This is a genomic window from Arthrobacter sp. SLBN-112 (assembly GCF_030944625.1).
GTDB lineage: Bacteria > Actinomycetota > Actinomycetes > Actinomycetales > Micrococcaceae > Arthrobacter.
Genome location: NZ_JAUSXY010000001.1, coordinates 3,725,541 through 3,750,399, shown reverse-complemented (window position 1 = coordinate 3,750,399; position 24,859 = coordinate 3,725,541). Strand labels below are relative to the sequence as shown.

At 67.0% G+C, this 24,859-nt stretch carries 22 protein-coding genes and 1 riboswitch; of the genes, 16 read left to right on the top strand and 6 right to left on the bottom strand.

Translation table 11 applies throughout. The features are described 5' to 3' along the window. Positions 1 to 113: 113 nt before the first annotated feature. The 4 genes from ligA to QF050_RS17480 all read left to right on the top strand — a co-directional run bounded on the left by ligA (position 114) and on the right by QF050_RS17480 (position 4,258). Positions 114 to 2,369: an NAD-dependent DNA ligase LigA gene (ligA, locus tag QF050_RS17495; protein ID WP_308932207.1), complete on the top strand. Its 2,256-nt coding sequence runs from the start codon at positions 114 to 116 to the stop codon at positions 2,367 to 2,369. Next, positions 2,366 to 3,175, top strand: a complete 810-nt coding sequence (locus QF050_RS17490; RefSeq protein WP_308931551.1) for an inositol monophosphatase family protein — start codon at positions 2,366 to 2,368, stop codon at positions 3,173 to 3,175. Before ligA ends, QF050_RS17490 begins: the two co-directional genes overlap by 4 nt. A gap of 150 nt (positions 3,176 to 3,325) precedes the next feature. Continuing rightward, the gene (locus tag QF050_RS17485; protein ID WP_308931550.1) at positions 3,326 to 3,829 is read left to right on the top strand and encodes a GNAT family N-acetyltransferase; all 504 of its coding nucleotides are present in this window, start codon (positions 3,326 to 3,328) and stop codon (positions 3,827 to 3,829) included. Between the two features lie 48 nt (positions 3,830 to 3,877). Then, entirely contained in the window at positions 3,878 to 4,258 is a 381-nt protein-coding gene (locus QF050_RS17480) for a RidA family protein (RefSeq protein WP_308931549.1), read from the top strand. Positions 4,259 to 4,262: 4 nt separating this feature from the next. On the opposite strand, the gene QF050_RS17475 is transcribed toward QF050_RS17480, so the two are convergent. Together QF050_RS17475 and QF050_RS17470 are read right to left on the bottom strand one after the other, a co-directional pair. Beyond that, the gene (locus QF050_RS17475; protein WP_308931548.1) at positions 4,263 to 4,925 is read right to left on the bottom strand and encodes a response regulator; all 663 of its coding nucleotides are present in this window, start codon (positions 4,923 to 4,925) and stop codon (positions 4,263 to 4,265) included. Further along, a complete protein-coding gene (locus QF050_RS17470; protein ID WP_308931547.1) occupies positions 4,918 to 6,687 on the bottom strand; it encodes an ATP-binding protein in 1,770 nt (589 codons plus the stop codon). The genes QF050_RS17475 and QF050_RS17470 overlap by 8 nt, the downstream gene beginning before the upstream one ends. Before the next feature lie 212 nt (positions 6,688 to 6,899). On the opposite strand from QF050_RS17470, the gene QF050_RS17465 reads away from it, so the two are divergent. From QF050_RS17465 to QF050_RS17445, 5 genes are all read left to right on the top strand, one after another. Next, positions 6,900 to 8,387, top strand: coding sequence for a CitMHS family transporter (locus QF050_RS17465; protein WP_308931546.1), 1,488 nt, complete (start codon positions 6,900 to 6,902; stop codon positions 8,385 to 8,387). 146 nt (positions 8,388 to 8,533) lie between these two features. After that, positions 8,534 to 8,830 (top strand): Asp-tRNA(Asn)/Glu-tRNA(Gln) amidotransferase subunit GatC, encoded by a 297-nt coding sequence (gene gatC, locus QF050_RS17460; RefSeq protein WP_043455998.1) that lies wholly within the window; start codon positions 8,534 to 8,536, stop codon positions 8,828 to 8,830. Positions 8,831 to 8,832: 2 nt separating this feature from the next. Further along, positions 8,833 to 10,404, top strand: coding sequence for an Asp-tRNA(Asn)/Glu-tRNA(Gln) amidotransferase subunit GatA (gatA, locus tag QF050_RS17455; protein WP_308931545.1), 1,572 nt, complete (start codon positions 8,833 to 8,835; stop codon positions 10,402 to 10,404). After that, on the top strand, positions 10,404 to 11,912 hold the full coding sequence (gatB, locus tag QF050_RS17450) for an Asp-tRNA(Asn)/Glu-tRNA(Gln) amidotransferase subunit GatB (RefSeq protein WP_308931544.1): 1,509 nt from the start codon (positions 10,404 to 10,406) through the stop codon (positions 11,910 to 11,912). Before gatA ends, gatB begins: the two co-directional genes overlap by 1 nt. A gap of 206 nt (positions 11,913 to 12,118) precedes the next feature. Next, positions 12,119 to 12,730 carry a DUF5666 domain-containing protein gene (locus tag QF050_RS17445; protein ID WP_308931543.1) on the top strand — a complete coding sequence of 204 codons (612 nt, stop codon included), beginning with the start codon at positions 12,119 to 12,121 and terminating at the stop codon, positions 12,728 to 12,730. A gap of 47 nt (positions 12,731 to 12,777) precedes the next feature. On the opposite strand, the gene QF050_RS17440 is transcribed toward QF050_RS17445, so the two are convergent. After that, positions 12,778 to 13,689, bottom strand: coding sequence for a LysR family transcriptional regulator (locus QF050_RS17440; RefSeq protein WP_308931542.1), 912 nt, complete (start codon positions 13,687 to 13,689; stop codon positions 12,778 to 12,780). A 130-nt stretch (positions 13,690 to 13,819) separates the two neighbouring features. Here QF050_RS17440 and tdh point away from each other — a divergent pair, with 130 nt between their 5' ends. The 6 genes from tdh to QF050_RS17410 all read left to right on the top strand — a co-directional run bounded on the left by tdh (position 13,820) and on the right by QF050_RS17410 (position 20,310). Further along, positions 13,820 to 14,866, top strand: coding sequence for an L-threonine 3-dehydrogenase (gene tdh / locus QF050_RS17435; protein ID WP_308931541.1), 1,047 nt, complete (start codon positions 13,820 to 13,822; stop codon positions 14,864 to 14,866). An 8-nt stretch (positions 14,867 to 14,874) separates the two neighbouring features. Next, positions 14,875 to 16,071: a glycine C-acetyltransferase gene (locus tag QF050_RS17430; protein ID WP_308931540.1), complete on the top strand. Its 1,197-nt coding sequence runs from the start codon at positions 14,875 to 14,877 to the stop codon at positions 16,069 to 16,071. 69 nt (positions 16,072 to 16,140) lie between these two features. Continuing rightward, entirely contained in the window at positions 16,141 to 17,256 is a 1,116-nt protein-coding gene (locus QF050_RS17425; RefSeq protein ID WP_308931539.1) for an FAD-dependent oxidoreductase, read from the top strand. An 11-nt stretch (positions 17,257 to 17,267) separates the two neighbouring features. Then, a complete protein-coding gene (hutI, locus tag QF050_RS17420; RefSeq protein ID WP_308931538.1) occupies positions 17,268 to 18,479 on the top strand; it encodes an imidazolonepropionase in 1,212 nt (403 codons plus the stop codon). Positions 18,480 to 18,577: 98 nt separating this feature from the next. Continuing rightward, positions 18,578 to 19,366, top strand: a complete 789-nt coding sequence (locus tag QF050_RS17415; protein ID WP_308931537.1) for a DeoR/GlpR family DNA-binding transcription regulator — start codon at positions 18,578 to 18,580, stop codon at positions 19,364 to 19,366. 164 nt (positions 19,367 to 19,530) lie between these two features. Continuing rightward, entirely contained in the window at positions 19,531 to 20,310 is a 780-nt protein-coding gene (locus QF050_RS17410) for a CPBP family intramembrane glutamic endopeptidase (RefSeq protein ID WP_308931536.1), read from the top strand. Between the two features lie 114 nt (positions 20,311 to 20,424). Here the strand turns inward: QF050_RS17410 and QF050_RS17405 are convergent, their stop codons facing one another. From QF050_RS17405 to QF050_RS17400, 3 genes are all read right to left on the bottom strand, one after another. After that, positions 20,425 to 21,846 carry a DUF222 domain-containing protein gene (locus tag QF050_RS17405; protein ID WP_374121543.1) on the bottom strand — a complete coding sequence of 474 codons (1,422 nt, stop codon included), beginning with the start codon at positions 21,844 to 21,846 and terminating at the stop codon, positions 20,425 to 20,427. Beyond that, positions 21,822 to 22,142: a hypothetical protein gene (locus QF050_RS20385; RefSeq protein ID WP_374121542.1), complete on the bottom strand. Its 321-nt coding sequence runs from the start codon at positions 22,140 to 22,142 to the stop codon at positions 21,822 to 21,824. The genes QF050_RS17405 and QF050_RS20385 overlap by 25 nt, the downstream gene beginning before the upstream one ends. Positions 22,143 to 22,381: 239 nt before the next feature. Then, entirely contained in the window at positions 22,382 to 23,020 is a 639-nt protein-coding gene (locus QF050_RS17400) for a VOC family protein (protein ID WP_026265047.1), read from the bottom strand. Between the two features lie 266 nt (positions 23,021 to 23,286). Further along, a riboswitch (SAM riboswitch) is annotated at positions 23,287 to 23,401 on the top strand. A gap of 43 nt (positions 23,402 to 23,444) precedes the next feature. Here QF050_RS17400 and QF050_RS17395 point away from each other — a divergent pair. Next, the gene (locus QF050_RS17395) at positions 23,445 to 24,770 is read left to right on the top strand and encodes a bifunctional o-acetylhomoserine/o-acetylserine sulfhydrylase (protein ID WP_308931535.1); all 1,326 of its coding nucleotides are present in this window, start codon (positions 23,445 to 23,447) and stop codon (positions 24,768 to 24,770) included. The last annotated feature ends 89 nt before the right edge of the window (positions 24,771 to 24,859 follow it).

The following is a 24,859-nucleotide window of genomic DNA, read 5'->3' as shown; positions in this document are numbered from 1 at the left end:
GTCCTGCCAAGGAAATCGTCGGAGGGGTAGGGCAAGATAGGTCTGTGAGTACAGGACCAGGACCCGCAGAACAGACCGCCACCCGGACCGCGGCCCCACACGAGCCCGAGGCCATCCCTACCGAAGCCCTCCGCGAGGAATACGAGAACCTCGCGGACCTGGTGCGGAAGTACCGGTTCGCCTATTACCAGGAGGATGCGCCCCTGGTGTCGGACGCCGAGTTCGACACCCTCTTTCGCCGTCTGGAAGAGATTGAGGCCCTGCATCCGGAACTGGTGGCCAACGACTCGCCAACCCAGGAGGTGGGCGGTGAAGTTTCCGCCGCGTTCGCCCCGGTGGAGCACCTGCAGAGGATGTACAGCCTGGAAGACGTCTTCTCGCTGGAGGAACTCGAAGCGTGGCTCAACCGGGCGGAGGCAAGCATCGGGAAGATCGGTGACGGGGGAACCAAGGTCGCGTGGCTGACTGAACTCAAGATCGACGGCCTCGCCGTCAACCTCCTGTACCGGGACGGCAAGCTGGTCCGCGCGGCCACCCGCGGCGACGGGACCACCGGTGAGGACATCACCCACAACCTGCTCACCATCAAGGAAATCCCGCAGGAACTGCACGGCAGCGGCTTTCCCGCCGAGATGGAAATCCGCGGCGAGGTCTTCATTCCCTCCAAGGCGTTCGCCGAATTCAACGAAGCCCTGATCGAGGCCGGCAAGGCCCCGCTGGCGAACCCGCGCAACGCGGCGGCGGGTTCGCTGCGGCAGAAGGATCCTGCCGAAACCGCCAAGCGGCCCTTGAAGATGTTCGTGCACGGCATCGGCGCCCGCGAAGGGCTTGACGCCCGCAGCCAGTCGGAAACCTACCAGCAGCTCAAGGAATGGGGCCTGCCCGTCAGTCCCTACTTCGAGGTGCTGGCGGCCCGCGACGACGTCCTGGGCTTCATCCAGCGGTACGGGGACCAGCGCCACAAGCTGCTCCACGAAATCGACGGCATCGTCATCAAGGTGGACGACTTCGCCACCCAGCGGGCCCTGGGCTACACCACCCGCGTTCCCCGCTGGGCCGTGGCCTACAAATACCCGCCGGAAGAAGTGCACACCAAGCTGCTGGATATCCAGGTCAACGTGGGCCGGACGGGCCGGGTGACACCCTTCGGCGTGATGGAGCCGGTCAAGGTGGCAGGCTCCACCGTGGAGATGGCCACCCTGCACAACCAGGACGTGGTCAAAGCCAAGGGCGTCAAGATCGGCGACATCGTCATCCTGCGGAAGGCAGGGGACGTCATCCCCGAAATCGTCGGCCCGGTCCTGGCCCTGCGCGACCAGCAGGACCCGCCGGTCCGGGACTTCGTGATGCCCGTCGACTGCCCCTCCTGCGGGACCCCGCTGGCCCCCGCCAAAGAGGGGGACGTGGACGTCCGCTGCCCCAATTCCAAGTCCTGCCCGTCCCAGCTCCGCGAGCGGGTGTTCCATGTGGCTGGGAGGGGGGCATTCGACATTGAGGCTCTGGGCTGGGAAGCAGCCATCGCACTGACCCAGCCGGCCGAACCGGAGGTGCCGCCGCTGACGTCCGAAGCGCGGCTGTTCGAGCTCACCCCGGAGGACCTGGCCGGCGTGCGGATCCGCCGGGAGAAGAAGTCCAAGGGCGTCCCCACCGGGGAGTTCGAACTGGTGCCGTACTTCTACAGCAAGGGCACGGCAAAGTCGCCCTCTGCGCCCACGGCCAACACCCGGAAACTCTTCACCGAACTGGAAAAGGCCAAGGCCCAGCCCCTGTGGCGGGTCCTGGTGGCGCTGTCCATCCGGCATGTCGGCCCCCGGGCGTCACGGGCCTTGGCCCAGGCCTTCGGCACCATGGACCGCATCCGGGCCGCCAGCGAGGAGGAACTGGCCCACGTGGACGGCGTAGGCCCCACCATCGCCGCCGCGCTCAAGGAATGGTTCGCAGAGGATTGGCATGTGGAGATCGTTGACCGCTGGGCCGCCGCAGGGGTGCGTATGGAGGACGAACGCGACGAGTCCATGCCGCGCACCCTCGAAGGGCTCACCGTGGTTGTCACGGGCTCCCTGCCGAACTTCAGCCGCGACGAAGCCAAGGAAGCCATCCTGCTGCGCGGCGGCAAGGCCGCGGGCTCTGTTTCCAAGAACACCAGTTATGTGGTGGCGGGAGAGAGTGCCGGAAGCAAGCTGGACAAGGCGGAACAACTGGGCATCCGGGTGCTGGACGAGGACGGCTTCCGGCAGTTGCTCGACGGCGGCCCGGCAGCCCTGGGCGACGCCGCAGCCAACGGGAACACGGCGGACGGCGACGCCGCGGACCAAGGCAGTGCCGGCCAATTTACACTCGATGACACCACCGCGGAGGAAAGCGCATGACGTCCACTTCTGAACTGCTGGACGTGGCGCGGCAGGCCGCCGCGGCTGGTGCACAGGTACTCTCCGGCCGTGACGGCAACGCACTGGACCCCAGCAACAAGGGCGCCGCCGGGGACTGGGTCACTGCCTTCGATGTCGCCGCCGAGGATGCGGTGCGGGCCGTCATCGCGGCCGTCCGCCCTGGCGACATCGTCACCGGGGAGGAACAGGGAACCACCCGCCCCGCCAACCCCACCGGTTACCGCTGGTCCATCGACCCCCTGGACGGCACCACCAACTTCATCCGCAACATCGTCTACTACGCCACCTCCGTGGCAGTCGCCGATGCCGACGGCGTCTGGCAGGCCGGCGTCGTCAACGCCCCGGCCCTGGGACGGGTGTACTACGCCGCCCGCGGCCAGGGTGCGTGGCTGGAGGAACGGGGGAACGTGACCCGGCTGGAAGGGCCGGTCTCCGGCCGCACCGGCCAGATCCTCGCCACCGGTTTCAGCTACGAGCCTGCCGTCCGCTCCGAGCAGGCGGCCGCGTTCGCCACGCTGATGGACGGCTTCGCCGACGTCCGGCGGCTCGGTTCCGCTGCCCTTGACCTGTGCATGGTGGCGGACGGAACCCACGACGCCTACGGCGAACGCGGCCTGAACGAGCACGACTTCTCGGCCGGCGCCCTGATCGCCGAAGAAGCAGGCTGCTGGGTGCGCAGGCCCCGGCTGACCAGCCCGCTCGACGGCGGTCCCTCCGACGACGAGCGCCTGGACGCCTGGACCTGCGCCGCCGGCCTGGAACTGTCCGGCAAGTTTCCGCTCTGAGCTGGACCCCGTGGAACTTTCCCGCTTGTGCAGGGTTGGGGTATGGCGTGGGAACGGGTTGAGGCGCCAAGCCGTGCCGGTTCTGATAGTTCGATCACGGAAAGCCCCGTTTTGCCCGGTGGGGACCCCATCCGCCACTACCATTGACGGGTGCACCCGCAGCTAACCATCCGTCCCGCCGTCGTGGCCGACTTCGGCGACGTCGCCCGCATCACCGGCGACTCCTACCTTGCCGCAGGGTATTTCGACGACGCCGCCCACCCGTACATGGTCAAAGTCATGGATGTTGCGGCGCGCGCGGAACAGGCCACCATCTGGGTGGCCGAACGGGAGGGGACCGTCATCGGCTCGGTCACCCTGGCACTCGCCGGCGAACCCTACGCGGACATTGCCCTGCCGGACGAACTGGAATTCCGGATGCTGGTGGTGGACCCTGCCGTCCAGCGCAGCGGTGCCGGCCGGGCCATGGTGGAAGCCATCATCAGCCACGCGCGGACCCTGCCCGGCATCCGTGCGGTGGCGCTGACCACGGGGAAAGACTGGGAAAGCGCCCACGGGCTGTACCGCAGGACCGGCTTCCACCGGGTGCCCGAACGGGACTGGTTTGTTCCCGGAACCGACACAAAACTGCTGGTTTACCGGCGCGACCTGTAGCGGCCCTACAGTGGTGGCGACCCAATTCCAGCTTTGAAAGGCCCACCCATGCGTAAAACCTTCGGCACCGGCTCTGTCTGGGAACAGACCCTCGGCTACTCCCGCGCCGTCCAGGTGGACAACACCCTCTACATCTCCGCCACCGCGGCCAGCGGCGAAGACGGCATCGTGGGAGATGACTTCTACACGCAGACCCAGTACATCCTGCAGAAACTCGGCAAGGTCCTGGCCGACGCCGGCTTCGCCTACGAGGACGTGGTGCAGACCAAGCTGTACCTGACGGACATCAGCAAGTGGGAGGAAGCAGGCAAGGCACACGGCGAAGTGTTCGGCGAAATCCGTCCCACCCTGTCCCTGGTGCACGTGCTGCCGTTCCTGGACCCGAACATGCTTGTCGAGATCGAACTGGTCGCCCAGAAGAGCGCGTAGTTCCCTACCTCCCCGGCAGGCCGTAGCGGTGTTCCGGCCTTCCCGTGGTGCCGTAGCGCAGCTGGATGTCCACCGCGCCGTCGTCGGCCAGCGACGACAGGTACCGTTGCGCCGTGGCACGGGAGACGCCTACCCGGGCCGCGACCTCGGCAGCGGAATACTGTTCGCCCGGAGCCAGCGATTCCAGCACTGCCGCTTCGGTTGCCGAGCGGGGTTTTGACGACGACGTGACGTCCCCCGGGATCAGCGACCGTTTTGCGCGCTCCACCGCCTCCTGGTCCAGTGCCCCGGCCTGGCCCAGGAGGCGCCGGTACCGTGCATAAGAGCGAAGCTGCTGGGACAACGACTCCGCGGTGAAGGGCTTGAGCAGGTACCCCAGGGCGCCCCGGCGGAACGCCACCCGGAGGGACGCGGCATCGGAAGCGGCGCTGAGGATGATCGTGTCCACATCCAGCTGCTGCAGCAGGTCCAGGCCGGAAGCATCGGGCAGGTAGACATCCAGCAGCACCAGGTCCGGGCGCAGGCTGTGGATGGCCTGCCGAGCGAGCGAGGCCGTGCCAACGGGGGCCAAGGCCAGGAACCCGGCCACCGAGTCCACGTAAGCTGCGTGCAGCTTGGCCACATGGAAGTCGTCGTCCACGATCAGGACCCGAAAATCGTCAGCCATTGTTATCCTTTCCGGCGGCTCCCGGGGTCTTGGCGGCCGGGTTTCCCGCCGTGGTGTGCGGAAGGACCGCCATGAACACGGCGCCCGGTCCGCCGGCGGTGCCACCGTCCAGCACCTTCACGTCCCCGCCCCGGCGGCGCGCCAGCTGCCGGGCCAGGGCAAGGCCGAAGCCCTGCCCGCCACCGGCACGGGCCGGGCCCGCGGCGGTGGTGAAACCTTCGGCAAATACGCCCTCGGGATCGGTGCCTTCCGCCAGCCCGTCACCGGAGTCCGCCACCACGATGTGCAGCGTCCCGCCGTCGTCGCCCGGCTCATCCAGCACCTCGAGCTCAACCCAACGGTCGTTCGAGGACCCTGCAACGGCGGCATTGACGGCGTTGTCGATCAGGTTCCCCAGCACCGTGGTCACATCCTGGGCCTCCGTGACCTGGCCGCGGACCAAGGTTTCTGGCCCGATGCGGAGGGCTACGCCGCGCTCGTCCGCCTCCACGCCCTTGGCCCCCACAAACGCCTGCAGGTAGGGGTCCTGGAGCAGTTCGGCCTGGTCCACCGGGAACTTCAGCGGACCGGTGGCGGCCAGCCCGGCCAGGTAGTCGCGGGCCTCCTGGTGCTGCCCGATGCCCAGGAACCCGGCCAGGGTATGCAGCTGGTTGGCGAACTCGTGCCGCTGGGCGCGCAGCGCGGTGGACATGGTGCCCACGGCGTCCAGCTGCCGCGTGAGCTCCTGCAGCTCGGTGCGGTCCCGCAGCATGACCACCCAGCCCAGGTCCTCCCGGCGGTGCAGTGCTTTGCGCGCATTCACCACCAGGACCCGGCCGCCGGCCACCAGCTCCAGGGCATCCGGCCCCGTGGCATTCGCCTCCGGACCGGCGGCAGCCAACCGGGGAGCGGCGGCCACGGGGACGGGGCTGGTGAGGGACTTCAGCTGCGCAGGAACGGGGGCGTCCTCCCAGCGCGTTCCGGACAGGTCCGGCAAATCGAGCAGGCGCTGCGCGGCGGCGTTGAACACGCTGACCCGGCCGTCGGCACTGACGCCAATGACGCCGTCGTCCACGCCCTGCAGCACCGCCACCTGGTCGTGGACCAGCGTGCTGATCTCTTCGGGCTCCAGCCCCAGGGTCAGGCGCTGGAGGCGGCGGCGCAGCAGGAAGGATCCCAGCACCCCGGCCAGCAGGGCCCCGGCAGCCGTCAGGGCCACCGGCCCGATGTCGCGGCTCACGCTTTGGGCCACAGTTTCCATGGAGTAGCCCACGCTCACCTCACCCACCACCGTGGCGGTGCCGGGCGCGTAAACGGGAACTTTCGCGCCGGCGGAAGGACCCAGCGTTCCTGTGTTCCGGGTGGTGATTTCCTGCCCGGACAACGCCTCGGAGGGGTCCGTGCTCACCTTTTCGCCGAGCCGCTGCGGATCCGGGTGGGCCAGCCGGATACCGGTTTCGTCGGTTATCACCACGAACAGGGCGCCGGTCCTGGTCCGTGCGGCCTCGGCGGAGGCCTGCAGCGGGCCGGCCAGCAGCTCGGCGGGTGGGGGAGTGCCGGGCTGCCCGCTGATGGCCAGCACGTCTGCCCTGACCTCCGGATCTGATGCTACGGTCCGGGCCAGCGTCAGCGCCTGGTTCTCCGCGTCGCTGCCCACACGGTCGTACGTCAGCCAGGCATGCACAGCGGCGCTCAGGAGCACCACCAGGAGCACCACGGCCACCTGCAGCAGGAGCATCTGGGTGGAAAAGCGCAGCGGTTGCCGGGGCGCGGGACGCTGCATTCATCCTCCTTGACGGGCGTGGCGTGACAGGTATGGCTCTACGGTAACGGCTGCCGGCAGGTGCCGAAACAGCGTGAGCACAATGAGCAAAATGCTCCCAATAAGCAGTATGCCAATCAATCGAGCCAAAGGCACCGCCGTGACGGGCGCCACCCTACAGTCTGTAGCACGCGTCACACCGCTGTGCCGCTGTTCACACGAAGGAGCCGGCTGTGCTGGTAATACTTGGATTCGCCATGATCGCGGTTTTCATGGTGCTGATCATGACGAAGAAGTTGACGCCAGTGCTGGCGTTGATCATTGTCCCCACCGTTTTTGGCCTCTTTGCCGGCGCCGGCCTGGGCATCGGCGACATGGTCATGGACTCCATGAAGTCCATGACCTCCACCGCGGCCCTGCTGATGTTCGCCATCATTTACTTCGGCCTGATGATCGACGTCGGGCTGTTTGACCCGCTGGTCAAGTTCATCCTCCGCAAGCTGGGCAACGACCCCGCCAAGGTTGTCCTGGGCACCGCCATCCTCGCGGCCGCCGTATCGCTGGACGGCGACGGGTCCACCACCTTCATCCTCACCACCGCCGCCATGCTGCCGGTCTACCTGCGCCTGAAGATGAGCCCCGTCGTCCTCACCTGCGTCGCCGGCCTGGCCAACGGCACCATGAACATCCTGCCCTGGGGCGGCCCCACGGCCCGCGCCGCCACCGCCCTGAAGATCGATGTCAACGACGTCTTCGTCCCCATGATCCCGTCCCTGGTGGCCGGCCTCGTGGTCGTCTTCGCCTTCGCCTGGCTCCTGGGCCTGCAGGAGCGCAACCGCCTCCGTGCCACCGCTCCCGAGATCTGGGGCGTGCCTGATACTGCGGAAGGGTTCGACGGCGGCGCCTCCACAAGCGGCACCGGCGGCACGGCTGCCGGAACGGGCCGCGGACGCAAGGGCGGCAACCCCGGCGGGGCAGCCCCCGCCGTCGACGGCTCCCCGGCAGGATCCTCCATAGCCGTGCTGGAGCGTACCGACACTCTCGTTGAGGACGGCGGCGCCGGACTCACCGACACCGCGCTGGATCCCAACCGCAGCACCCTGCGGCCCAAGCTGTTCTGGTTCAACCTGGCCCTGACCGTCGCCGTCATGGTGGTGCTCGTGGCCAATGTCATCCCGCTGCCGTTCGTGTTCATGGTGGGCGCCGCCATCGCCCTGCTGGTCAACTTCCCCAAGGTCAAGGACCAGGGCGCGCAGCTCATTGCGCACGCACCGTCCATCGTCGCCGTGGTCAGCATGGTCATGGCCGCCGCCGTCCTCACCGGCGTCCTCAAAGGCACCGGCATGGTCGAAGCGATGTCCGCCTGGCTGGTCCAGATCATCCCGTCCTCCATGGGCCCTTTCATGGCCGTCATCACCGGCGTGCTGAGCATCCCCATGACCTTCTTCATGAGCAACGACGCCTTCTACTTCGGCGTCCTGCCGGTCCTCAGCGAGACGGCCGCGCACTACGGAGTAAGCGCCGCGGACATGGCCCGGGCTTCCATCACCGGCCAGCCGTTCCACCTGCAGAGCCCGCTGGTTCCTGCCATCCTGCTGCTGGTCTCGCTGGCCAAGGTGGACCTGGGTGACCACCACAAGAAAGTCCTGTGGCGCACCGCCGTCATCTCCTTGGTGATGCTCGGCGTCGGTTTGCTGACTGGAGCCATTGGTATCGGTTAGTCTTTAGCTGCCCGCGCTCCTGTCCCCGAGGCAGGACCGGGTACCGAAGGTGCCCGTCTGACGCCCGCTGGGGGCCGTCAGACGGGCATCTGCGTTTCCGCACTAGACTGGATCGGAAAACAATTCGAACTTTGCAGGGGAGATCCATGGCTGCGATCAACCGTGACGACGTCGCGCATCTTGCGCGCCTCGCTCACATCGAGATGAGTGCCGAAGAGCTGGACAGGATGGCCGGCGAACTCGCCGTCATCGTCGATTCGGTCAAGTCCGTCAGCGAGGCCGCCGGGGATGACGTTCCGGCCACCTCGCACCCCATTCCACTCACCAATGTCTTCCGCGAAGACGTTGTTGGACACACCTTCACGGCGGAACAGGCACTCTCCGGCGCGCCGGATTCCGATGACAACCGTTTCAAGGTCCCGGCCATCCTGGATGAGGCATAACCATGACTGAACAGAACCCCGCCGGCATCAGTGCCGAAACCCTGATCCGCCTCTCCGCCGCGCAACTGGCTGAAAAGCTCGCCGCCGGCGAGGTCACGGCAGTCCAGGCCACCCAGGCGTACCTGGACCGGATCGCCGCCGTTGATGGCCAGGTCAACGCCTTCCTGCACGTCAACGCCGAGGAAGCGCTCACGGTTGCCGCAGAGGTGGACGCCATCCGCGCAGCCGGGGGCGCCGAGGCAGAAGCCCTGCACGTCCTGGCAGGCGTCCCCATCGCCGTCAAGGACCTCATCGTCACCATCGGCCAGCCCACCACCGCCGGTTCCAAGATCCTCGAAGGCTGGCACAGCCCGTACGACGCCACCGTGGTGGAACGCCTGCGCGCCGCGAAGATGCCCATCCTGGGCAAGACCAACCTGGACGAGTTCGCCATGGGCTCCTCCACCGAACACTCCGCCTACGGACCCACCCGCAACCCCTGGGACCTGGACCGGATCCCGGGCGGCTCCGGCGGCGGTTCAGCGGCCGCCGTCGCCGCCTTCGAGGCCCCGCTGGCGCTCGGCACGGACACCGGCGGTTCCATCCGCCAGCCCGGCGCCGTCACCGGCACCGTGGGCGTGAAGCCCACCTACGGCAGTGTTTCCCGCTACGGTGCGATCGCCATGGCGTCCTCCCTGGACCAGATCGGCCCCGTGACCCGCACGGTTTTGGACTCCGCCCTGCTGCACCAGGTCATCGGCGGCCACGACCCCCGCGACTCCACCTCCCTGCCGGAACCGCTGGCTGACCTCGTTGCCGCTGCCAAGACCGGCAACGTCGAGGGCCTGCGGATCGGCATCATCAAGGAACTGCACGGCGAGGGCTACCAGGCCGGCGTCGAAAACCGCTTCAATGACGCCCTGGAGCTGCTCAAGGACGCCGGCGCTGAGATCGTGGAGGTCTCCTGCCCCAACTTCCAGTACGCCCTGGGCGCGTACTACCTGATCATGCCGTCCGAGGCTTCCTCCAACCTGGCCAAGTTCGACGGCGTCCGGTACGGCCTGCGGGTCCTGCCGGAGGACGGCCCCATGACCATTGAACGCGTCATGGGCGCCACCCGCGCCGCCGGCTTCGGCGACGAGGTCAAGCGCCGCATCATCCTGGGTACCTACGCCCTGTCCGCAGGCTACTACGACGCCTACTACGGCTCCGCCCAGAAGGTGCGCACGCTGGTCCAGCGGGACTTCGATGCCGCCTTCGCGCAGGCCGACGTCCTGATCTCGCCCACCGCCCCCACCACGGCTTTCCCGCTCGGCGAAAAACTGGACGACCCGCTGGCCATGTACCTCAACGACGTCGCCACCATCCCGGCGAACCTCGCCGGGGTTCCGGGCCTGTCCCTGCCCGGCGGCTTGGCGGACGAGGACGGCCTGCCCGTCGGTATCCAGCTGCTGGCCCCGGCCCGCGAGGATGCCCGCCTCTACCGGGTGGGCGCTGTCCTGGAAACACTGCTGGAAGCCAAGTGGGGCGGCCCGCTGCTGGCCCAGGCTCCCGCGTTGGGCGCTGTATCCCTCGAAACCCAGGAGGCAAAATAATGAGCACCGATGACATCCTGAGCTTCGAAGAGGCCATGGAGAAGTACGATCCCGTCCTGGGGTTCGAGGTCCACGTGGAGCTCAATACCAAGACCAAGATGTTCTCCTCCGCGCCCAACGTCTTCGGCGACGAGCCCAACACCAACGTCAACGAGGTGGACCTGGGGATGCCGGGCGTCCTGCCGGTGGTAAACAGGACGGCCATCGAGTCCTCCATCAAGATCGGCCTGGCGCTGAACTGCAAGATCGCCGAATCCTGCCGGTTCGCCCGGAAGAACTACTTCTACCCGGACACCCCCAAGAACTTCCAGACCTCCCAGTATGACGAACCCATCGCGTACGACGGCTACCTGGATATCGAGCTTGAAGACGGCACCGTGTTCCGCGTTGAGATCGAGCGCGCGCACATGGAGGAGGACGCCGGAAAGCTGACCCACATGGGCGGCGCCACCGGCCGCATCCAGGGCGCCGACTTCTCCCTGGTGGACTACAACCGCGCAGGCGTTCCGCTGGTGGAAATCGTCACCAAGCCCATCGAGGGTGCCGGCTCCCGTGCGCCGGAGCTCGCCAAGGCGTACGTGGCTGCCGTCCGCGAAATCGTCAAGAACCTCGGCGTCTCCGACGCGAAGATGGAACGCGGCAACGTCCGCTGCGACGCCAACGTCTCGCTCCGCCCGCACGGCCGCGAACGCTTCGGCATCCGCTCCGAAACCAAGAACGTGAACTCGCTGCGCGCCGTCGAACACGCCGTCCGCTACGAGATCCAGCGCCACGCCGCCGTCCTGGATTCCGGAAACCCGGTGGTCCAGGAAACCCGCCACTGGCACGAGGACACCCGCACCACCACCTCGGGCCGGCCGAAGTCCGACGCCGACGACTACCGCTACTTCCCGGAACCGGACCTGGTGCCCGTGGTCGCTTCCCGCGAATGGGTGGAGGAACTCCGTGCCACGCTGCCCGAACCGCCGGCCGAGCGCCGGAAGCGGCTCAAGGCCGACTGGGGCTACTCGGACCTGGAATTCCGCGACGTGGTGAACGCCGGCGTCATGGACGAAATCGAGGAAACCATCGCTGCCGGGGCTTCTGCATCCGTGGCCCGCAAGTGGTGGATGGGCGAGATCGTCGGCCGCGCCAAGGCCGCCGATGTTGACCCCGGCCAGCTGGGTGTCCAGGCTGCCACCGTGGTGGAGCTGAGCCGCATGGTGGAGGCCGGCAAGATCAACAACAAGATGGCCTCCCAGGTGCTGGATGGCGTGCTTGCCGGCGAGGGCACCCCGGAAGAGATCGTCGAAAAGCGCGGCCTCGCCGTCGTGTCCGACGACGGGCCCCTCCTGGAAGCCATCGACGCCGCCCTTGCCGCGCAGCCCGACGTCGCGGACAAGATCCGCGCCGGCAAGGTGCAGGCCGTCGGCGCGATCGTGGGCGGCGTCATGAAGGCCACCCGCGGCCAGGCCGACGCCGCCCGTGTGCGCGAGCTGATCCTGGAGAAGCTGGGCGTCAACGCCTAGTCCCCTCTTTGCCGGGTAGCAGCCACTGCCGTTTCGGATCCTCGAAACGGCAGTGGCTGCTACCCGGTTTTTTCGTTAGGTACTCAGTTTCCACGGGCGGCAAAGTACCCGTGGCCGCGCGGGCGTGGCGGACTTACACTGGAGCGCACAGGGCACCGGTGGGTAAAGGGCGGTAATGCCCTGGAAGTGCTGCGGAAGGAACAACCATGGTCCGGGAACCATTGAGGATGCGCAAGGCAATGCTGGCCGGGGCGGTGGCCTTGGCTCTGTCCGGGACCGGCGTTGCCCTTGCATGGTCGGCCACCGGGACGCCAACGCCGTCCCCCTCGCAGGCCGCGCCAAACCCCTCCCAGACTGCACCGGGCCAACAAAAGGCGCCGGGCCAACGAAAGGCACCCGGCCAACAAAAGGCCCAGCGCGCACAGCCGCTGCACGGTGAGGAAGTGGTCAAGCAGCCCGACGGAACCTTCCAGACAGTCCTCGAACAGCGCGGAACCGTAGAGTCCGTCAGCGACTCCGCCATCACCGTCAAGAGCGAGGACGGCTTCACCCAGTCCTACACCGTCAACGCGGACACCAAAATCACCAAACTTCCAGCGGCCGACGACGGTACGCGCAGTAAGCCGGCGGACGGAACCATTGCGGACATCGCCACCGGGGACACCGTGCGCATAGCGGGCGTCAAGGACGGGGACAAGGCCACCGCCAAGCGGATCGTCGAGGGTGCCGGCGACGGCCCCGGCCTGGGGTTGGGACGCGGGCATGGCATGGGCCACAAGATGGGTACGGGCAACCAGGAGGATGACGAAGGGGCGTAACTCCGCCAGGCCAGCCACCCCGGTTCGGCCCTCCTGAGAAGCCCCGCTTAGCCCTGCCGCACCAGCCCTGCCATGATGTCCTCCAGCGCCTCGCAGACCAGCACCACAGCCCGCCGCTTCAGGTTCTCCGGCCTGGTCAGAAGATCGATCCGGCGGCGTGTGCTGATGCCTTCCAGCGGGCGCAGGACGATGTCCGGATTCAGGACAGGCCGGGCGGTGTACCTGGGCAGCAGCCCCACCACGCCTCCGGCCGCCACCAGGGCCGCCACCGTGGAGTAGTCGTTGATCCGGTGGATGATGTTCGGTTCCCGGCTGGAGACGGCCGCGACGGCGGCCAGGACGTCGGCGGGGGAGTAGCCGGGGTGGCTGGTCACCCAGGCCTCGGCGCCGACGTCGTGCACCGTGACCGTGTCCTGCCGGGCCAACGGGTGCCCGGCAGGAAGCGCTACGTCCAGCGGCTCGTGCGCCAGCGGGATCACGGCAACACGTTCTGTGGGCCAGCGGGGGCTGTGGTCCATGCGGTGTGCCAGCACAAGGTCATACCGGGCAGTGAGGGCCGGGAAGTCCTGCTGGGCAACGTCCTCGTCCGAGAGTTCAATCCGTGGGTGTTCTGGCCGGTCCAGCATCCGGGCCAGCGGGCCAAAGAGGGCCTGCCCCGCGCTGTGGAAGCCACTGAGGGTGACCCTGCCGGCGGGCGAGCCGTGGTACGTGCCGAGCGCACCGCGGGCATCGGCCATGGCACTGACGACGGCGGCGCCCGCGTCGGCGAGGACCTGGCCGGCCTCCGTCAGCACCAGGCTCCGGCCCTCTTTGCGCGTCAACGGCACGTCCACTGTCCGCTGCAGATGAGCCAGTTGTTGCGAAACCGCCGACGGGGTGACCATGAGGGTGTCGGCCACCGCCTTCACGCTTCCCAACGCACCGAGCTCGCGGAGGATTTCCAGCTGATGAATTTCCACCCCGCCAGTGTATCCATTAGTGAGAGCTAATTCGTCGATTGAGAAGATTCCTGTTGTGCTAATGCTTTGCCGGGGCTTCAATGAGGAGGACAAGACCTCCAGACTTGAATGCCAAGAAGTAAGGATGCCAATGAAGGCTCTGTACAAGGCCGGCCCGCATGCCGGTTTCGAACTCGTCGACAGGCCCGAGCCGGAGGCTGGTCCGGCGGACGTCAAGATCCGGGTGATGACCACCGGGATCTGCGGAACCGACCTGCACATCCAGTCGTGGGATGCCTGGGCGCAGGGAATGATCGAGGCTCCGCTCATCGCGGGCCACGAGTTCTACGGCGAAGTGGTGGAGGTGGGCGAGGACGTCCGCGAGGTCAAGGTCGGCGACCGTGTCTCCGGCGAAGGCCACGTGGTCTGCGGCATCTGCCGCAACTGCCGTGCCGGGCGCCGGCAGATGTGCATCCATACGGTCAGCGTGGGAGTCCAGCGTGATGGCGCCTTCGCCGAGTTTGTGGTCATCCCCGAGACCAACGTCTGGGTCCACCATGACCCCTCGGTCACGCCGGAGCTCGGAGCCATCTTTGACCCGTTCGGCAACGCCGTCCACACCGCGCTGAGCTTCCCCCTGGTGGGCGAGGATGTGCTCATCACCGGCGCAGGTCCCATCGGCCTGATGGCCATCGCTGTCGCCCGCCACGCCGGGGCGCGGAAGATCGCCATCACGGATGTCTCACGGCCCCGCCTGGAGCTGGCCAAGCAACTGGGCGCCGACCTCGCCATCGATGTCTCCACGACCCGCGTCCGTGACGCCCAGCGGGAGCTTGGCATGCGGGAGGGCTTCGACGTCGGGATGGAAATGTCCGGCCACCCCACCGCCCTGCCTGAGATGATCGACAACATGAACCACGGCGGCCGGATCGCCATGCTGGGCCTGCCCAGCCAGGACATCACCATCGACTGGGGCAAGGTGGTCACCCACATGCTCACACTCAAAGGCATCTACGGCCGCGAGATGTACGAAACCTGGTACGCCATGAGCGCCATGCTCTCCTCCAACCCCGTGCTGCACGCCGGGATCTCCGCCGTGGTCACTGACACGCTGCCCGCCACGGACTGGGAGAAGGGCTTCGACATCGCCCGCAGCGGCGTGGGCGGCAAAGTTGTCCTCGACTGGACCCGACTGTAAGGAACCCCATGTACACCTCCATCAAGGACCAGCTCCGCGACGAACTGGATGAGATCCGCACTGCCGGTCTCTACAAGACCGAACGCAGCATCAGCTCACCGCAGTCCAGCCACATCACCGCGGGGCAGATCGGCGCTCCGGGTACCGACGTGCTGAACTTCTGCGCCAACAATTACCTGGGCCTGGCAGACCACGCGGACATCATCAGCGCGGCCAAAGCCGCCATGGATGAACGCGGATTCGGCATGGCCAGCGTCCGGTTCATCTGTGGCACCCAGGACCTGCACCTGGAACTTGAAGCCAGGGTGTCCGCGTTCCTGGGGACCGAAGACACCATCCTTTTCTCCAGCTGCTTCGACGCCAACGGCGGCGTCTTCGAATCCCTCCTCGGCCCCGACGATGCCGTCATTTCAGACGCCCTCAACCACGCCTCCATCATCGACGGCATCCGCCTGTGCAAGGCCCGCCGGTACCGTTACGCCAACCAGGACATGGCCGAGCTCGAGGCCCGGCTGCAGGAGGCACAGGACGCCCGCCGGAAGCTGATCGTCACGGACGGTGTGTTCTCGATGGACGGGTTCCTTGCTCCACTGGCTGCCATCTGCGACCTCGCCGAAAAGTACGGCGCCATGGTGATGGTGGACGATTCCCACGCGGTGGGCTTCATGGGGGCAACCGGCGCGGGCACCCCGGAGCATGCAGGGGTTTCGGACCGGGTGGACATCTACACGGGAACCTTCGGCAAAGCCCTGGGCGGGGCGTCCGGCGGCTACGTGTCCGCCCGCGGCGAGATCGTGGCCATGCTGCGGCAAAAGGCACGGCCGTACCTGTTTTCCAACTCGCTGGCTCCCGCCATTGTTGCGGCGACGGTCAAGGCGCTCGACCTCGTGGAGAATTCGGCGGAACTGCGGCGCCAGTTGTTCGAGAACGCCGCACTGTTCCGCCGCAGGATGACCGAGGAAGGCTTCGACCTGCTCCCGGGCGAGCATGCGATCGTGCCGGTCATGTTTGGTGACGCGGTGATGGCCGCCAAGGTGGCTGACCGCATGCTGCAGCACGGCGTGTTTGTCACCGCTTTCAGCTTCCCCGTGGTCCCGCGCGGTGCCGCCCGGATCCGGGTGCAGTTGTCCGCGGCGCATTCAGCGGACGACGTCGAAGCATGCGTTCGTGCCTTCGTCGCCAGCCGTGCCGGGGCAGCAGCCTAAAGGGGAGCGCCGGAGGACTTCCAGCCAGGCAGGAGTTCCTGCGGGCCCTATCTCTGCGAGGATGGACCGATGGCAGCACATTACGATGTCCTGATCGTTGGCGGCGGCATTGCCGGCCTGTCCCTGGCGTCCGCATTGGCGGGGCGTTGCAGCGTGGCGCTGGTGGAGGCGGAGCAGGAGCTGGCGTACCACACGTCCTCCCGTTCCGCCCGCCAGCTTATCCCCAGCTACGGACCTCCCGTGGTGCAGGAACTCACCGTCCGGACCCTTGAATTGCTCGCGGCCCGCGATCAGGAACTGCCGGAACCGGTCCTGACGCCGCGCAGTTTCATGCTGATCGGCTCCGAGCCGGAGGTGGCTTCCGAGGCCAGCGGACACATGCAGCCGATCACAGTCGACCGTGCCCTCGAGCTGTGTCCAGCCCTCCTGCCGGGAACGTTCACCGCGGCCGGGCTGGACACCGGTTCCTTCGGCTGCAATGCACCGGTCCTGTTGGAAGACCACCGCAAGAGTGCGCTCGCCGCTGGGGCGGACATCATTGCGGGTGCCCGCGTCCATTCGGCCCAGCGGCTGGGTTCGGGATGGCAGGTGGGTGCCGGAGCCGAGGGATTTGAGGCCGGCGTCCTGGTCAACGCGGCGGGTGCCTGGGCCGACGAGCTCGCCGTGATCAGCGGCGTCGAGAAGCTGGGCCTCCAGCCGTACCGGCGCACTGCGGCGATTGCCGCCGTCGAACGCCCTCTGCCTGAAGGCAGTCCCATGGTGGCGGCAGCGGACAATACGTTCTACTTCCGCCGGGACGGTGACGATGTGCTGATTTCGCCGTCGGAATCAGTGCCGAGTGGTCCGGAGGACGCGCGGCCGCGGCCCGGCGATGTGGAACGCCTGGTGGAGAAGCTGAACTCCATCACCGGCCTCGGGATCACCCACATCAGGAGGGCCTGGACGGGCCTGCGCACCGAAGCGGCCGACGGGGTACCTGTGGCGGGGTTCGACGCGGAAGCAGCCGGGTTCTATTGGCTTGCGGGGCAGGGCGGCTACGGCTTCCAGACTTCCGCGGCCCTGGCGGAGCTGGCGGCCACCCAGATCCTTGCCGGACAATCCGGACGCGGCGACACAGGCGGGGCGGGTCCGGAATCCCGGACAGCGCACGCACTGGCTGCCACCCGCTGGTCCATCCGACGCTGAAGAATGGTCCCATGAGCACCCTGATCACCAATATCGCCGAGCTGATGACGCAGGACCTTGAACACCGGATCCTGAAGGACGCCGCGGTAGTGGTTGAGGGGGAGCGCATCTCGTGGGTCGGCGCTGCGGCTGACGCACCCGCCGCGGACGACGCCGTCGATGCCGGCGGAAGGGCCATGCTGCCGGGGTGGGTGGACTCCCACAGCCACTTGCTGTTTGCCGGGGACCGCACGGCAGAGTTCGAAGCCCGGATGGCGGGCGAATCGTACGCGGCCGGCGGCATCGCCGTCACCATGAATGCCACCAGGGCCACGTCCGATTTTGATCTCACGCGGCTGGCGATGGGCCGGGTAGCCGAGGCCCTCTCGCAGGGAACCACCTACCTGGAGACGAAGACCGGATACGGCCTTGACATCGAAAACGAGGCCAGAAGCGCCCGGATCGCTTCCACGGTGGCAGACCAGGTGACCTTCCTCGGGGCGCACCTGGTTCCTGCCGGCCAGGACCCGGAGACCTACACGGACCTGGTCTGTGGTCCGATGCTCGCCGCCGTCAGGCCCTATGTCCAATGGGCCGACGTTTTCTGCGAGGAAGGCGCCTTCACTGCCGAGCAGTCGCGCCGCGTCCTGCTGGCCTGCCGGGCTGCGGGGCTGGGGCTGCGCGTGCACGGCAACCAGCTGGGCGAGGGGCCGGGTGTGCAACTTGCCGTTGAGCTTGGCGCCGCCAGCGTGGACCACGTCAACTACCTTTCCGCGCAGGACGTAAAGGCGCTGGCGGCCTCGTGGTCGGGGTGGGACCCCACAGCCGGAACGGGCGAGCGGGGCACCGTGGCCACCTGCCTGCCCGCTTGCGACCTTTCCACCCGCCAGCCGCTGGCCCCCGCCCGGGCCCTCCTGGATGCGGGAGTCCAGGTGGCGTTGGCCTCCAACTGCAATCCCGGCACGTCGTACACCAGTTCCATGGCGTTTTGCGTCACCACCGCCGTCCTCCAGATGCACCTGAGCGTGCACGAAGCCGTACGTGCTGCCACCTACGGCGGTGCGCTGGCGTTGCACAAGGAAAGTGGGCGCGACGCGGACGGTGAACGCGCCGTGGGGTCGATCGCCGTCGGGCACCGGGCCGACCTGCAACTGCTGAACGCCCCTTCCGCCACGCACCTCGCTTACCGCCCCGGCATGCCGTTGACGTACGCTGTGTGGCGGGCCGGAGTGCGGACGCGGTAAATATCTCCGGATTGATGATTGTTCTTGATTGTTTGCCCTGGGTTATAATCAGGAAACGTCATCCGGGTGTGGTGGCTGGTGTATCGAAAGGCCTCTGCATGACGCGCACTGACCGGCTGACGGCAATTCTTGACCTGCTGGCCAAGACCGGGCAAGTGGAAGTTGACGAGATCGTCAGCACCCTCAATGTTTCTCCGGCCACTGCCCGCCGCGACCTGGACAGCCTCGCCAAGCGGCGGCTGCTGACCCGAACCCGCGGCGGCGCAACCACCGGCGCCCTGGCCTACGACCTGCCCGGACGTTACAACCGTGACGACCACGCAGAGGCCAAGGAACAAATCGCGCAGTGCGCGTCGGCCTTGATCCGGCCCGGAGCGGTCATTGGCCTGTGCGGGGGAACCACCAGCACGGCGCTCGCGCAGATTCTGGCGACCCGGGAAGACCTCAACGCCCCGTCCAACCAGCCAACCCTCACCGTGGTCACCAATGCCATCAACATTGCCGGCCAGCTGGCGGTGCGGCCCAACATCAAGGTGATGGTCACCGGGGGCATCCTCAACCCGCGCTCCTACGAGCTGGTGGGACCGTACACGGACATCATCATGCAAAAAGTGGTGCTCGACATCGCGTTCATCGGCGTCAATGGCATCGATCCCGAAGTGGGGCCAACCAACACCGGCGAAGGGGAGGCCTCAGTCAACGCCCTGCTCGCCAGCCGGGCCCGCGTTTCCTACGTCCTGGCCGACTCCTCCAAAGTGGGTGTGCGGGCCTTCGCCACCATGGACGGCTACGACTTCACCCGGCTCATCACCGATTCCGGCATCTCTGCGCGCGACAAGGCGGCTTTCGAAGCCCGAGGCACGGAAGTGATCATCACTCCCGCCTGACTCGCGCGGTGTCTGATTTCCCGCCTGGCTCGCGCGGTGTCTGATTTCCCGCCTGACTCGCGCGGCCTCTGGTTTCCCGCCTGGCTCCTCGGCGTCGCCAAGGCTTATGGCCCACACGGCCGTTCCATCAGCCCGGATCCAGAAACTGAAGGCAAGATGGGAACATGCTGGTTCCCTCCCGCCGTCGCCTGCGGCTCGAAGTCTGGATCGTCCTGGGCCTGTCCCTCGGCCAGTCGGCTGTCTACTCTGTGGTGCAGCTGCTGGACAAAATGACCCGTGCGCCGCTGGCGGAGGGCACCTCCACGCTGAACCGGTCGCAGAGCACGCGGGAGTACTTCGACCTGACCTACCAGCTGCTTGACATCATCTTTGCGCTGGTTCCCGTGCTGCTGGTGCTCTACTTCCTCACGGACCAGCGCCAGGCTGCCCCCGGCGAGGCCGGTCAATCGGGTTCTGCGTTCCGGAAACTTGGGTTCAACTTTGCACGGCCTGGAAGGGACCTGCTGCAGGGGCTGGGGCTGGCCGCCCTGATCGGGATACCGTCGCTGGGGCTGTACGCTGCCGGCCGTGCGTTGGGCATCACGACGGCGATCATCCCCAGCGCGCTGGACGCCTACTGGTGGACGGTGCCAGTCCTGATCCTGTCAGCCATCAGGCACGCCGTCCTGGAAGAAGTTATTGTGGTGGGTTACCTCATGGACCGCTTCGGCAAATTCGGTTGGAGCACACCTCTCGCTATCGCCGTCAGTTCCCTGCTGCGTGGCAGCTACCACCTGTACCAGGGCTTCGGGCCGTTCATTGGCAACGCGATCATGGGTGTGGTTTTCGCGTGGCTGTACACCCGAACCCGACGCGTCATGCCGCTGGTCATCGCCCACGCCCTGCTGGATATCGTGGCTTTCGTCGGCTTCAGCCTCTTTGGCAAGGCCGTGGGGCTGGGGTAGGAGTCTCAGGCCGTCTTCGCCGCCGGCAGCCCCTGCGGAAGGTGTTGACCTCTGGGTTGGTAGTCGTGGATCGTTTGCAGCGTGAGCACTGGGTTGATATGCGTGACTAGCCACTTAGGTGTGCGACGCCGGCTGTTGCCAATCGGCTTGTGGGTCGGCAGGCAACCGGAATGGCCCGGCGAAGAAGTCGTCCCACAGGGGATCCTGCGAGGAAAGCTCATCCGGGTCCAGGAGGTGGTTGCCTTGTGGTTCCTCGGGTGGCGGGTCCGGCCATGTGGGCATCCCGGCGATGAGTTGCTGGAAGTGCAGTTCCTCCAACTGCCATTCCGGGTGCGGCAGTGCTGAAGTATCCGGCGTGGCCGTCATCTCCGGTGAAGTTGTGGGGCTCGGCGGGGCGCCCATCTCATTTAGCCCCGCGTCAACTTTCACCGGCAGGGTTGCTGGTGGCCAGTGGGTTGGTTCGGGGTCTGGTTGTTCGGGTTTGTAGTGGCGGCCGGTGGGTGAGGTCCAGCCGGGTGGCTCATTCGTTGTTGCGGGGGTTGGTATCCAGGGGCGGGCGTGTTTGAGCCGGTGATGTTTGGGGCAGAGTTGGCCCAGGTTCCGGACATCCGTTTGGCCGCCGTTCTGCCAGGCGGTGAGGTGGTCGGTGTCGTTGTCCGCGGTGCGGTTGGTGCAGCCGGGGAAGGTGCATTTGCCGTCGCGCATCCTGATCCACTTCTTGATGGTCTCGGGCAGCCGGTAGCGGATGCGGCCGATCTCCAGGGGCGCCCCGTCGCGGGGGTCGACGAGGACCCGGTAGAACGATTTTGCCCCGCCCGCGACCAGCTTCCGTGCCATGGAGGCCGGGATCGGGCCAAACCCGTCCAGCACCGCTGGCTCATCCGTGAGGCCAAGCAACGAGAAGACCGGGACCATGACCAGGACATCGGCCCGCGGAACGGGAACGGCGCCAAGCCCGCCAGCGGTCCCCGCACCCTCGGTGCTGCCGCTGTCGCTGGTGCTCGCGGCGCCGAGGAGCAGGGAGGCGGCGACGTCGGCGCGGAGCTGGGTGAGGGTCCGCTCTTCCGTAGGGCCCTGCAAACCGCGGGCGGTGGCGGTGCTCCGGTTCCAGATTGCGCACGCGGTATCGCCAGGAAGGCGGAGCGAGACCCAGGCCATGCCGTCCCGGTCCGGGCTAAATTCCATCCGCCGACCAGCCACCCCCTTCGCATGCCGCTTCTCCAGGGTTTCGGGGTGGTGGCGTTCCCGCCACCCACGGACCTTGACCCGGAACCGGGACGGAACGAGCTCACCAGGGGCGGCACCGCGGGCCGGGTTGGGGGCGTCAGGGTCGAAGAAGTGCGCCACCAGAGACGCCGCGCCCTCGGAGGTGAGGCCTTCGGTTTCGTCGGCGACGATGCGTGCGTGCTGCCACGAAATGTCCCCAGCGGACAACGCCCTGAACACCGGCGGCAGGGAACAGACCTGCCGTGCCTGCTCCACCAAGGCCCCAGCGGCCCCGGAGCTGATGGTCAGGACCGCGGCGATCTCCTCCACCCCGACATCTCCGCGAACGTGCGCTCATGCACCGGGGCGTCGGGTGCAGTCATGGCCTGCTGGAACTCGACGGCGTCGGCAGCGTCCCGCACCTGCCCGGCCATGAGGCGCGCCGCCAGCCGGGAGCGAATTTCCAGCCGCTCCAGCCGGATCTCGTACCGCCGCTGCAATGCGTCCACTTCAGCATCAGCGTGAGCGCCGGAAGCCAGAAGAGCATCTTCGAGGTCCAGCGCATCCAGGGCAGCAATAGAGGCAGCAATACCCTCCACCGCCACTGCTTCACCGCTGCTTCCCATACCCACATCATCCAACGAGGGTCTGACATTCAAAGCCGAGGCGTTGGGTTCGGTGCCTCTTCCAGGGAATTCAGGGGTCCACTCTTGTGATCCTTAAGAGATGCCAAATGACGCTTAAAAGAATTCGGCCGCCATCGGGTGGTGACGCCGTTGTCACCACCCGATGGCGGCCGAAGCTGTTTGGGCGCAGGCCCATAGGAGCCCTCTCCGGAGATACGCCGGAGAGCGGGGGCGGAGGATCAGATAGTGACGGCCCCGTTTGCGGTTTCAAACGTGACGGACAGAATGCCGGGGGTGCCGTGCGGGGCTACCCACTCGACCGCAACGTCCTCAAGCGGCTTCTCCACCGGCTCGCCCAGCCACTCGGTCACCCGCGACGCGGAGCCGGCAATGGTCAGGCAGCTCATCTTGAGGTTGCTCTCGTAGGCGTTGGACGGGTGCAGGGACGGGTCGCCTTCCCACTTGAGCATGTAGGGGACCTGGGGGTCTGCAATGAGGCCCAGGATGCCAATCTGCTTCCAAACGAGTTCGCGGCCGTCCGGGAACTTGCGGTTGCCGTTCACGGCGGCGCGGCCCAGGCGTTCCTCGAACGGGGCGAGGTCGTCCACTTCGACGCACCATCCCATCCAGCCGCCGCCCGCTGCGGAACGGGCACGCACTGCCTGTCCGAACGGTGCCTTATCCGAAGCCGGGTGGTCCAAAACCTCCACAACTTCGAGGTATTTGTGCCCGGCGAGGGGGATGATCATATTCCGGGTGCCGAACCGGGGGTGGACCCCGCCCTTCACTGCCTCAACGCCGAGGGCAGTTGAAATACGTTCGGTAGTGGCCGCGAGGCCATCGTGTTCACAGGCGTAAGAGACGTGATCCATGCGCATGGCAACATCTTGGCACTTTGTGATCAGGCTCTCAGCTAAGGGCATCCTTACTTGGATTTTCGCCTCCGGCCGTGGTCAAAGTCCGGCCCTGGAACCCGGCCTAACCGGCGACGTAGTAGCCGGAGGTGTCGGCGATGACGTGGACGGTGCCGCTGGAGTTGTTGGTCAGGGCGATGGCCGCGACGGCCCGCTGGGCGCCAACAACGGAAGACCATGTTCGTCACAATGCTGTCCCCGCCCGCAGCGATGTTCCTACACTGGGCGCAGGTCATGAGCGCCAGCGACAAGCCCCGGCTCGCTGGCCGGCAACCCTCCATCCGCGGTGGGGTGCCCCGGGTGAGGACCAGACTGTCCGGCAATAGCCGGAAGTAAGCGCGGCCCGTGGTGCTCCCAGCATGCCGGGCCCATGTCATAGGAGACTGCGATGTCCAACGGATGGTCCTTCGAAACCCGCCAGATCCACGCAGGCCAGGAGCCTGACAGTGCCACCGGTGCCCGCGCACTGCCCATCTACCAGACCACGTCTTTCGTGTTCCCGAGCGCCGAGAGCGCAGCCAACCGTTTTGCCCTGGCTGAACTGGCACCGATCTACACCCGCATCGGCAACCCCACCCAGGATGCTGTGGAGCAGCGGATCGCCAGCCTCGAAGGTGGCCTCGCCGCTTTGCTGCTGAGCTCCGGCCAGGCCGCCGAGACCTTCGCGGTCCTGAATATCGCAGAGGCCGGGGACCACATCGTGGCCAGCCCCAGCCTGTACGGCGGCACGTACAACCTGTTTGCCCACACCCTCAAGAAGTTCGGCATTTCGGTCACCTTCGTGGAGGATCCGGACAATCTGGACCAGTGGCGCGACGCCGTCCAGCCCAACACCAAGCTCTTCTTCGGTGAAGTGGTGTCCAATCCCCGCCAGGACGTCCTGGATATCGAAGGCATCTCCGAGGTGGCCCACCAGGCCGGTGTGCCCCTGATCGTGGACAACACCCTCTCGACCCCCTACCTGATCCGGCCGCTGGAATGGGGCGCGGACATCGTGATCCACTCCGCCACCAAGTACCTGGGCGGCCACGGCTCCGCCATCGCCGGCGTCATCGTCGACTCCGGCAAGTTCGACTTCGGCAAGGAGCCCGAACGGTTCCCCGGCTTCAACACCCCGGACCCCACCTACAACGGACTGGTCTACGCCCGGGACCTTGGCGAAGGCGGCGCATTGGGCGCCAACCTCTCCTACATTCTCAAGGCGCGTGTCCAGCTGCTGCGCGACCTCGGCTCGGCCGTCTCCCCGTTCAACGCCTTCCTGATTTCCCAAGGCCTGGAAACGCTGAGCCTGCGGGTGGAACGGCATGTTTCCAACGCCACGGAAGTGGCGCGTTGGCTGGAGGCAAGGGACGACGTCGAATCCGTCGCCTACGCGGGGCTGCCGTCCAGCCCCTGGTACGAACGAGGCCGCACGTACGGCCCCAAGGGGACCGGCGCCGTCGTCGCCTTCAACCTGGCCGGGGGCGCGGAGGCGGGCAAGCGCTTCGTCGACGCCCTTGAACTGCACTCCCACGTGGCCAACATCGGTGACGTGCGGTCCCTTGTCATCCACCCGGCGTCGACCACCCACAGCCAGCTCTCGCCCGAGCAGCAGGTGGTGGCCGGGGTCAATCCCGGGCTGGTCAGGCTGTCGGTCGGCCTGGAGCACATCGACGACATCCTGGCCGACCTCGAAGCCGGTTTCCGCGCGGCCAAGGGCGCCGCTGACGCCTGATTGGCAGCACGCGGCGGCACCGCCGGCCGGCAACGCCGGGAAGTCACAACCAGTCACACTCTTGGCCTGGGGTGGGGGGTGTTTCGTAC

Bases quoted from the DNA above. Each gene is read 5' to 3' on its own strand.
- QF050_RS17430 (WP_308931540.1), top strand. From the start codon at position 14,875: ATGTACACCTCCATCAAGGACCAGCTCCGCGACGAACTGGATGAGATC.
- QF050_RS17395 (WP_308931535.1), top strand. From the start codon at position 23,445: ATGTCCAACGGATGGTCCTTCGAAACCCGCCAGATCCACGCAGGCCAG.
- QF050_RS17480 (WP_308931549.1), top strand. From the start codon at position 3,878: ATGCGTAAAACCTTCGGCACCGGCTCTGTCTGGGAACAGACCCTCGGC.
- QF050_RS17470 (WP_308931547.1), bottom strand. From the start codon at position 6,687: ATGCAGCGTCCCGCGCCCCGGCAACCGCTGCGCTTTTCCACCCAGATG.
- QF050_RS17475 (WP_308931548.1), bottom strand. From the start codon at position 4,925: ATGGCTGACGATTTTCGGGTCCTGATCGTGGACGACGACTTCCATGTG.
- QF050_RS20385 (WP_374121542.1), bottom strand. From the start codon at position 22,142: ATGGGAAGCAGCGGTGAAGCAGTGGCGGTGGAGGGTATTGCTGCCTCT.
- gatA (WP_308931545.1), top strand. From the start codon at position 8,833: ATGACTGAACAGAACCCCGCCGGCATCAGTGCCGAAACCCTGATCCGC.
- QF050_RS17400 (WP_026265047.1), bottom strand. From the start codon at position 23,020: ATGCGCATGGATCACGTCTCTTACGCCTGTGAACACGATGGCCTCGCG.
- hutI (WP_308931538.1), top strand. From the start codon at position 17,268: ATGAGCACCCTGATCACCAATATCGCCGAGCTGATGACGCAGGACCTT.
- QF050_RS17425 (WP_308931539.1), top strand. From the start codon at position 16,141: ATGGCAGCACATTACGATGTCCTGATCGTTGGCGGCGGCATTGCCGGC.
- tdh (WP_308931541.1), top strand. From the start codon at position 13,820: ATGAAGGCTCTGTACAAGGCCGGCCCGCATGCCGGTTTCGAACTCGTC.
- QF050_RS17415 (WP_308931537.1), top strand. From the start codon at position 18,578: ATGACGCGCACTGACCGGCTGACGGCAATTCTTGACCTGCTGGCCAAG.
- QF050_RS17490 (WP_308931551.1), top strand. From the start codon at position 2,366: ATGACGTCCACTTCTGAACTGCTGGACGTGGCGCGGCAGGCCGCCGCG.
- QF050_RS17445 (WP_308931543.1), top strand. From the start codon at position 12,119: ATGGTCCGGGAACCATTGAGGATGCGCAAGGCAATGCTGGCCGGGGCG.
- QF050_RS17410 (WP_308931536.1), top strand. From the start codon at position 19,531: ATGCTGGTTCCCTCCCGCCGTCGCCTGCGGCTCGAAGTCTGGATCGTC.
- gatC (WP_043455998.1), top strand. From the start codon at position 8,534: ATGGCTGCGATCAACCGTGACGACGTCGCGCATCTTGCGCGCCTCGCT.
- gatB (WP_308931544.1), top strand. From the start codon at position 10,404: ATGAGCACCGATGACATCCTGAGCTTCGAAGAGGCCATGGAGAAGTAC.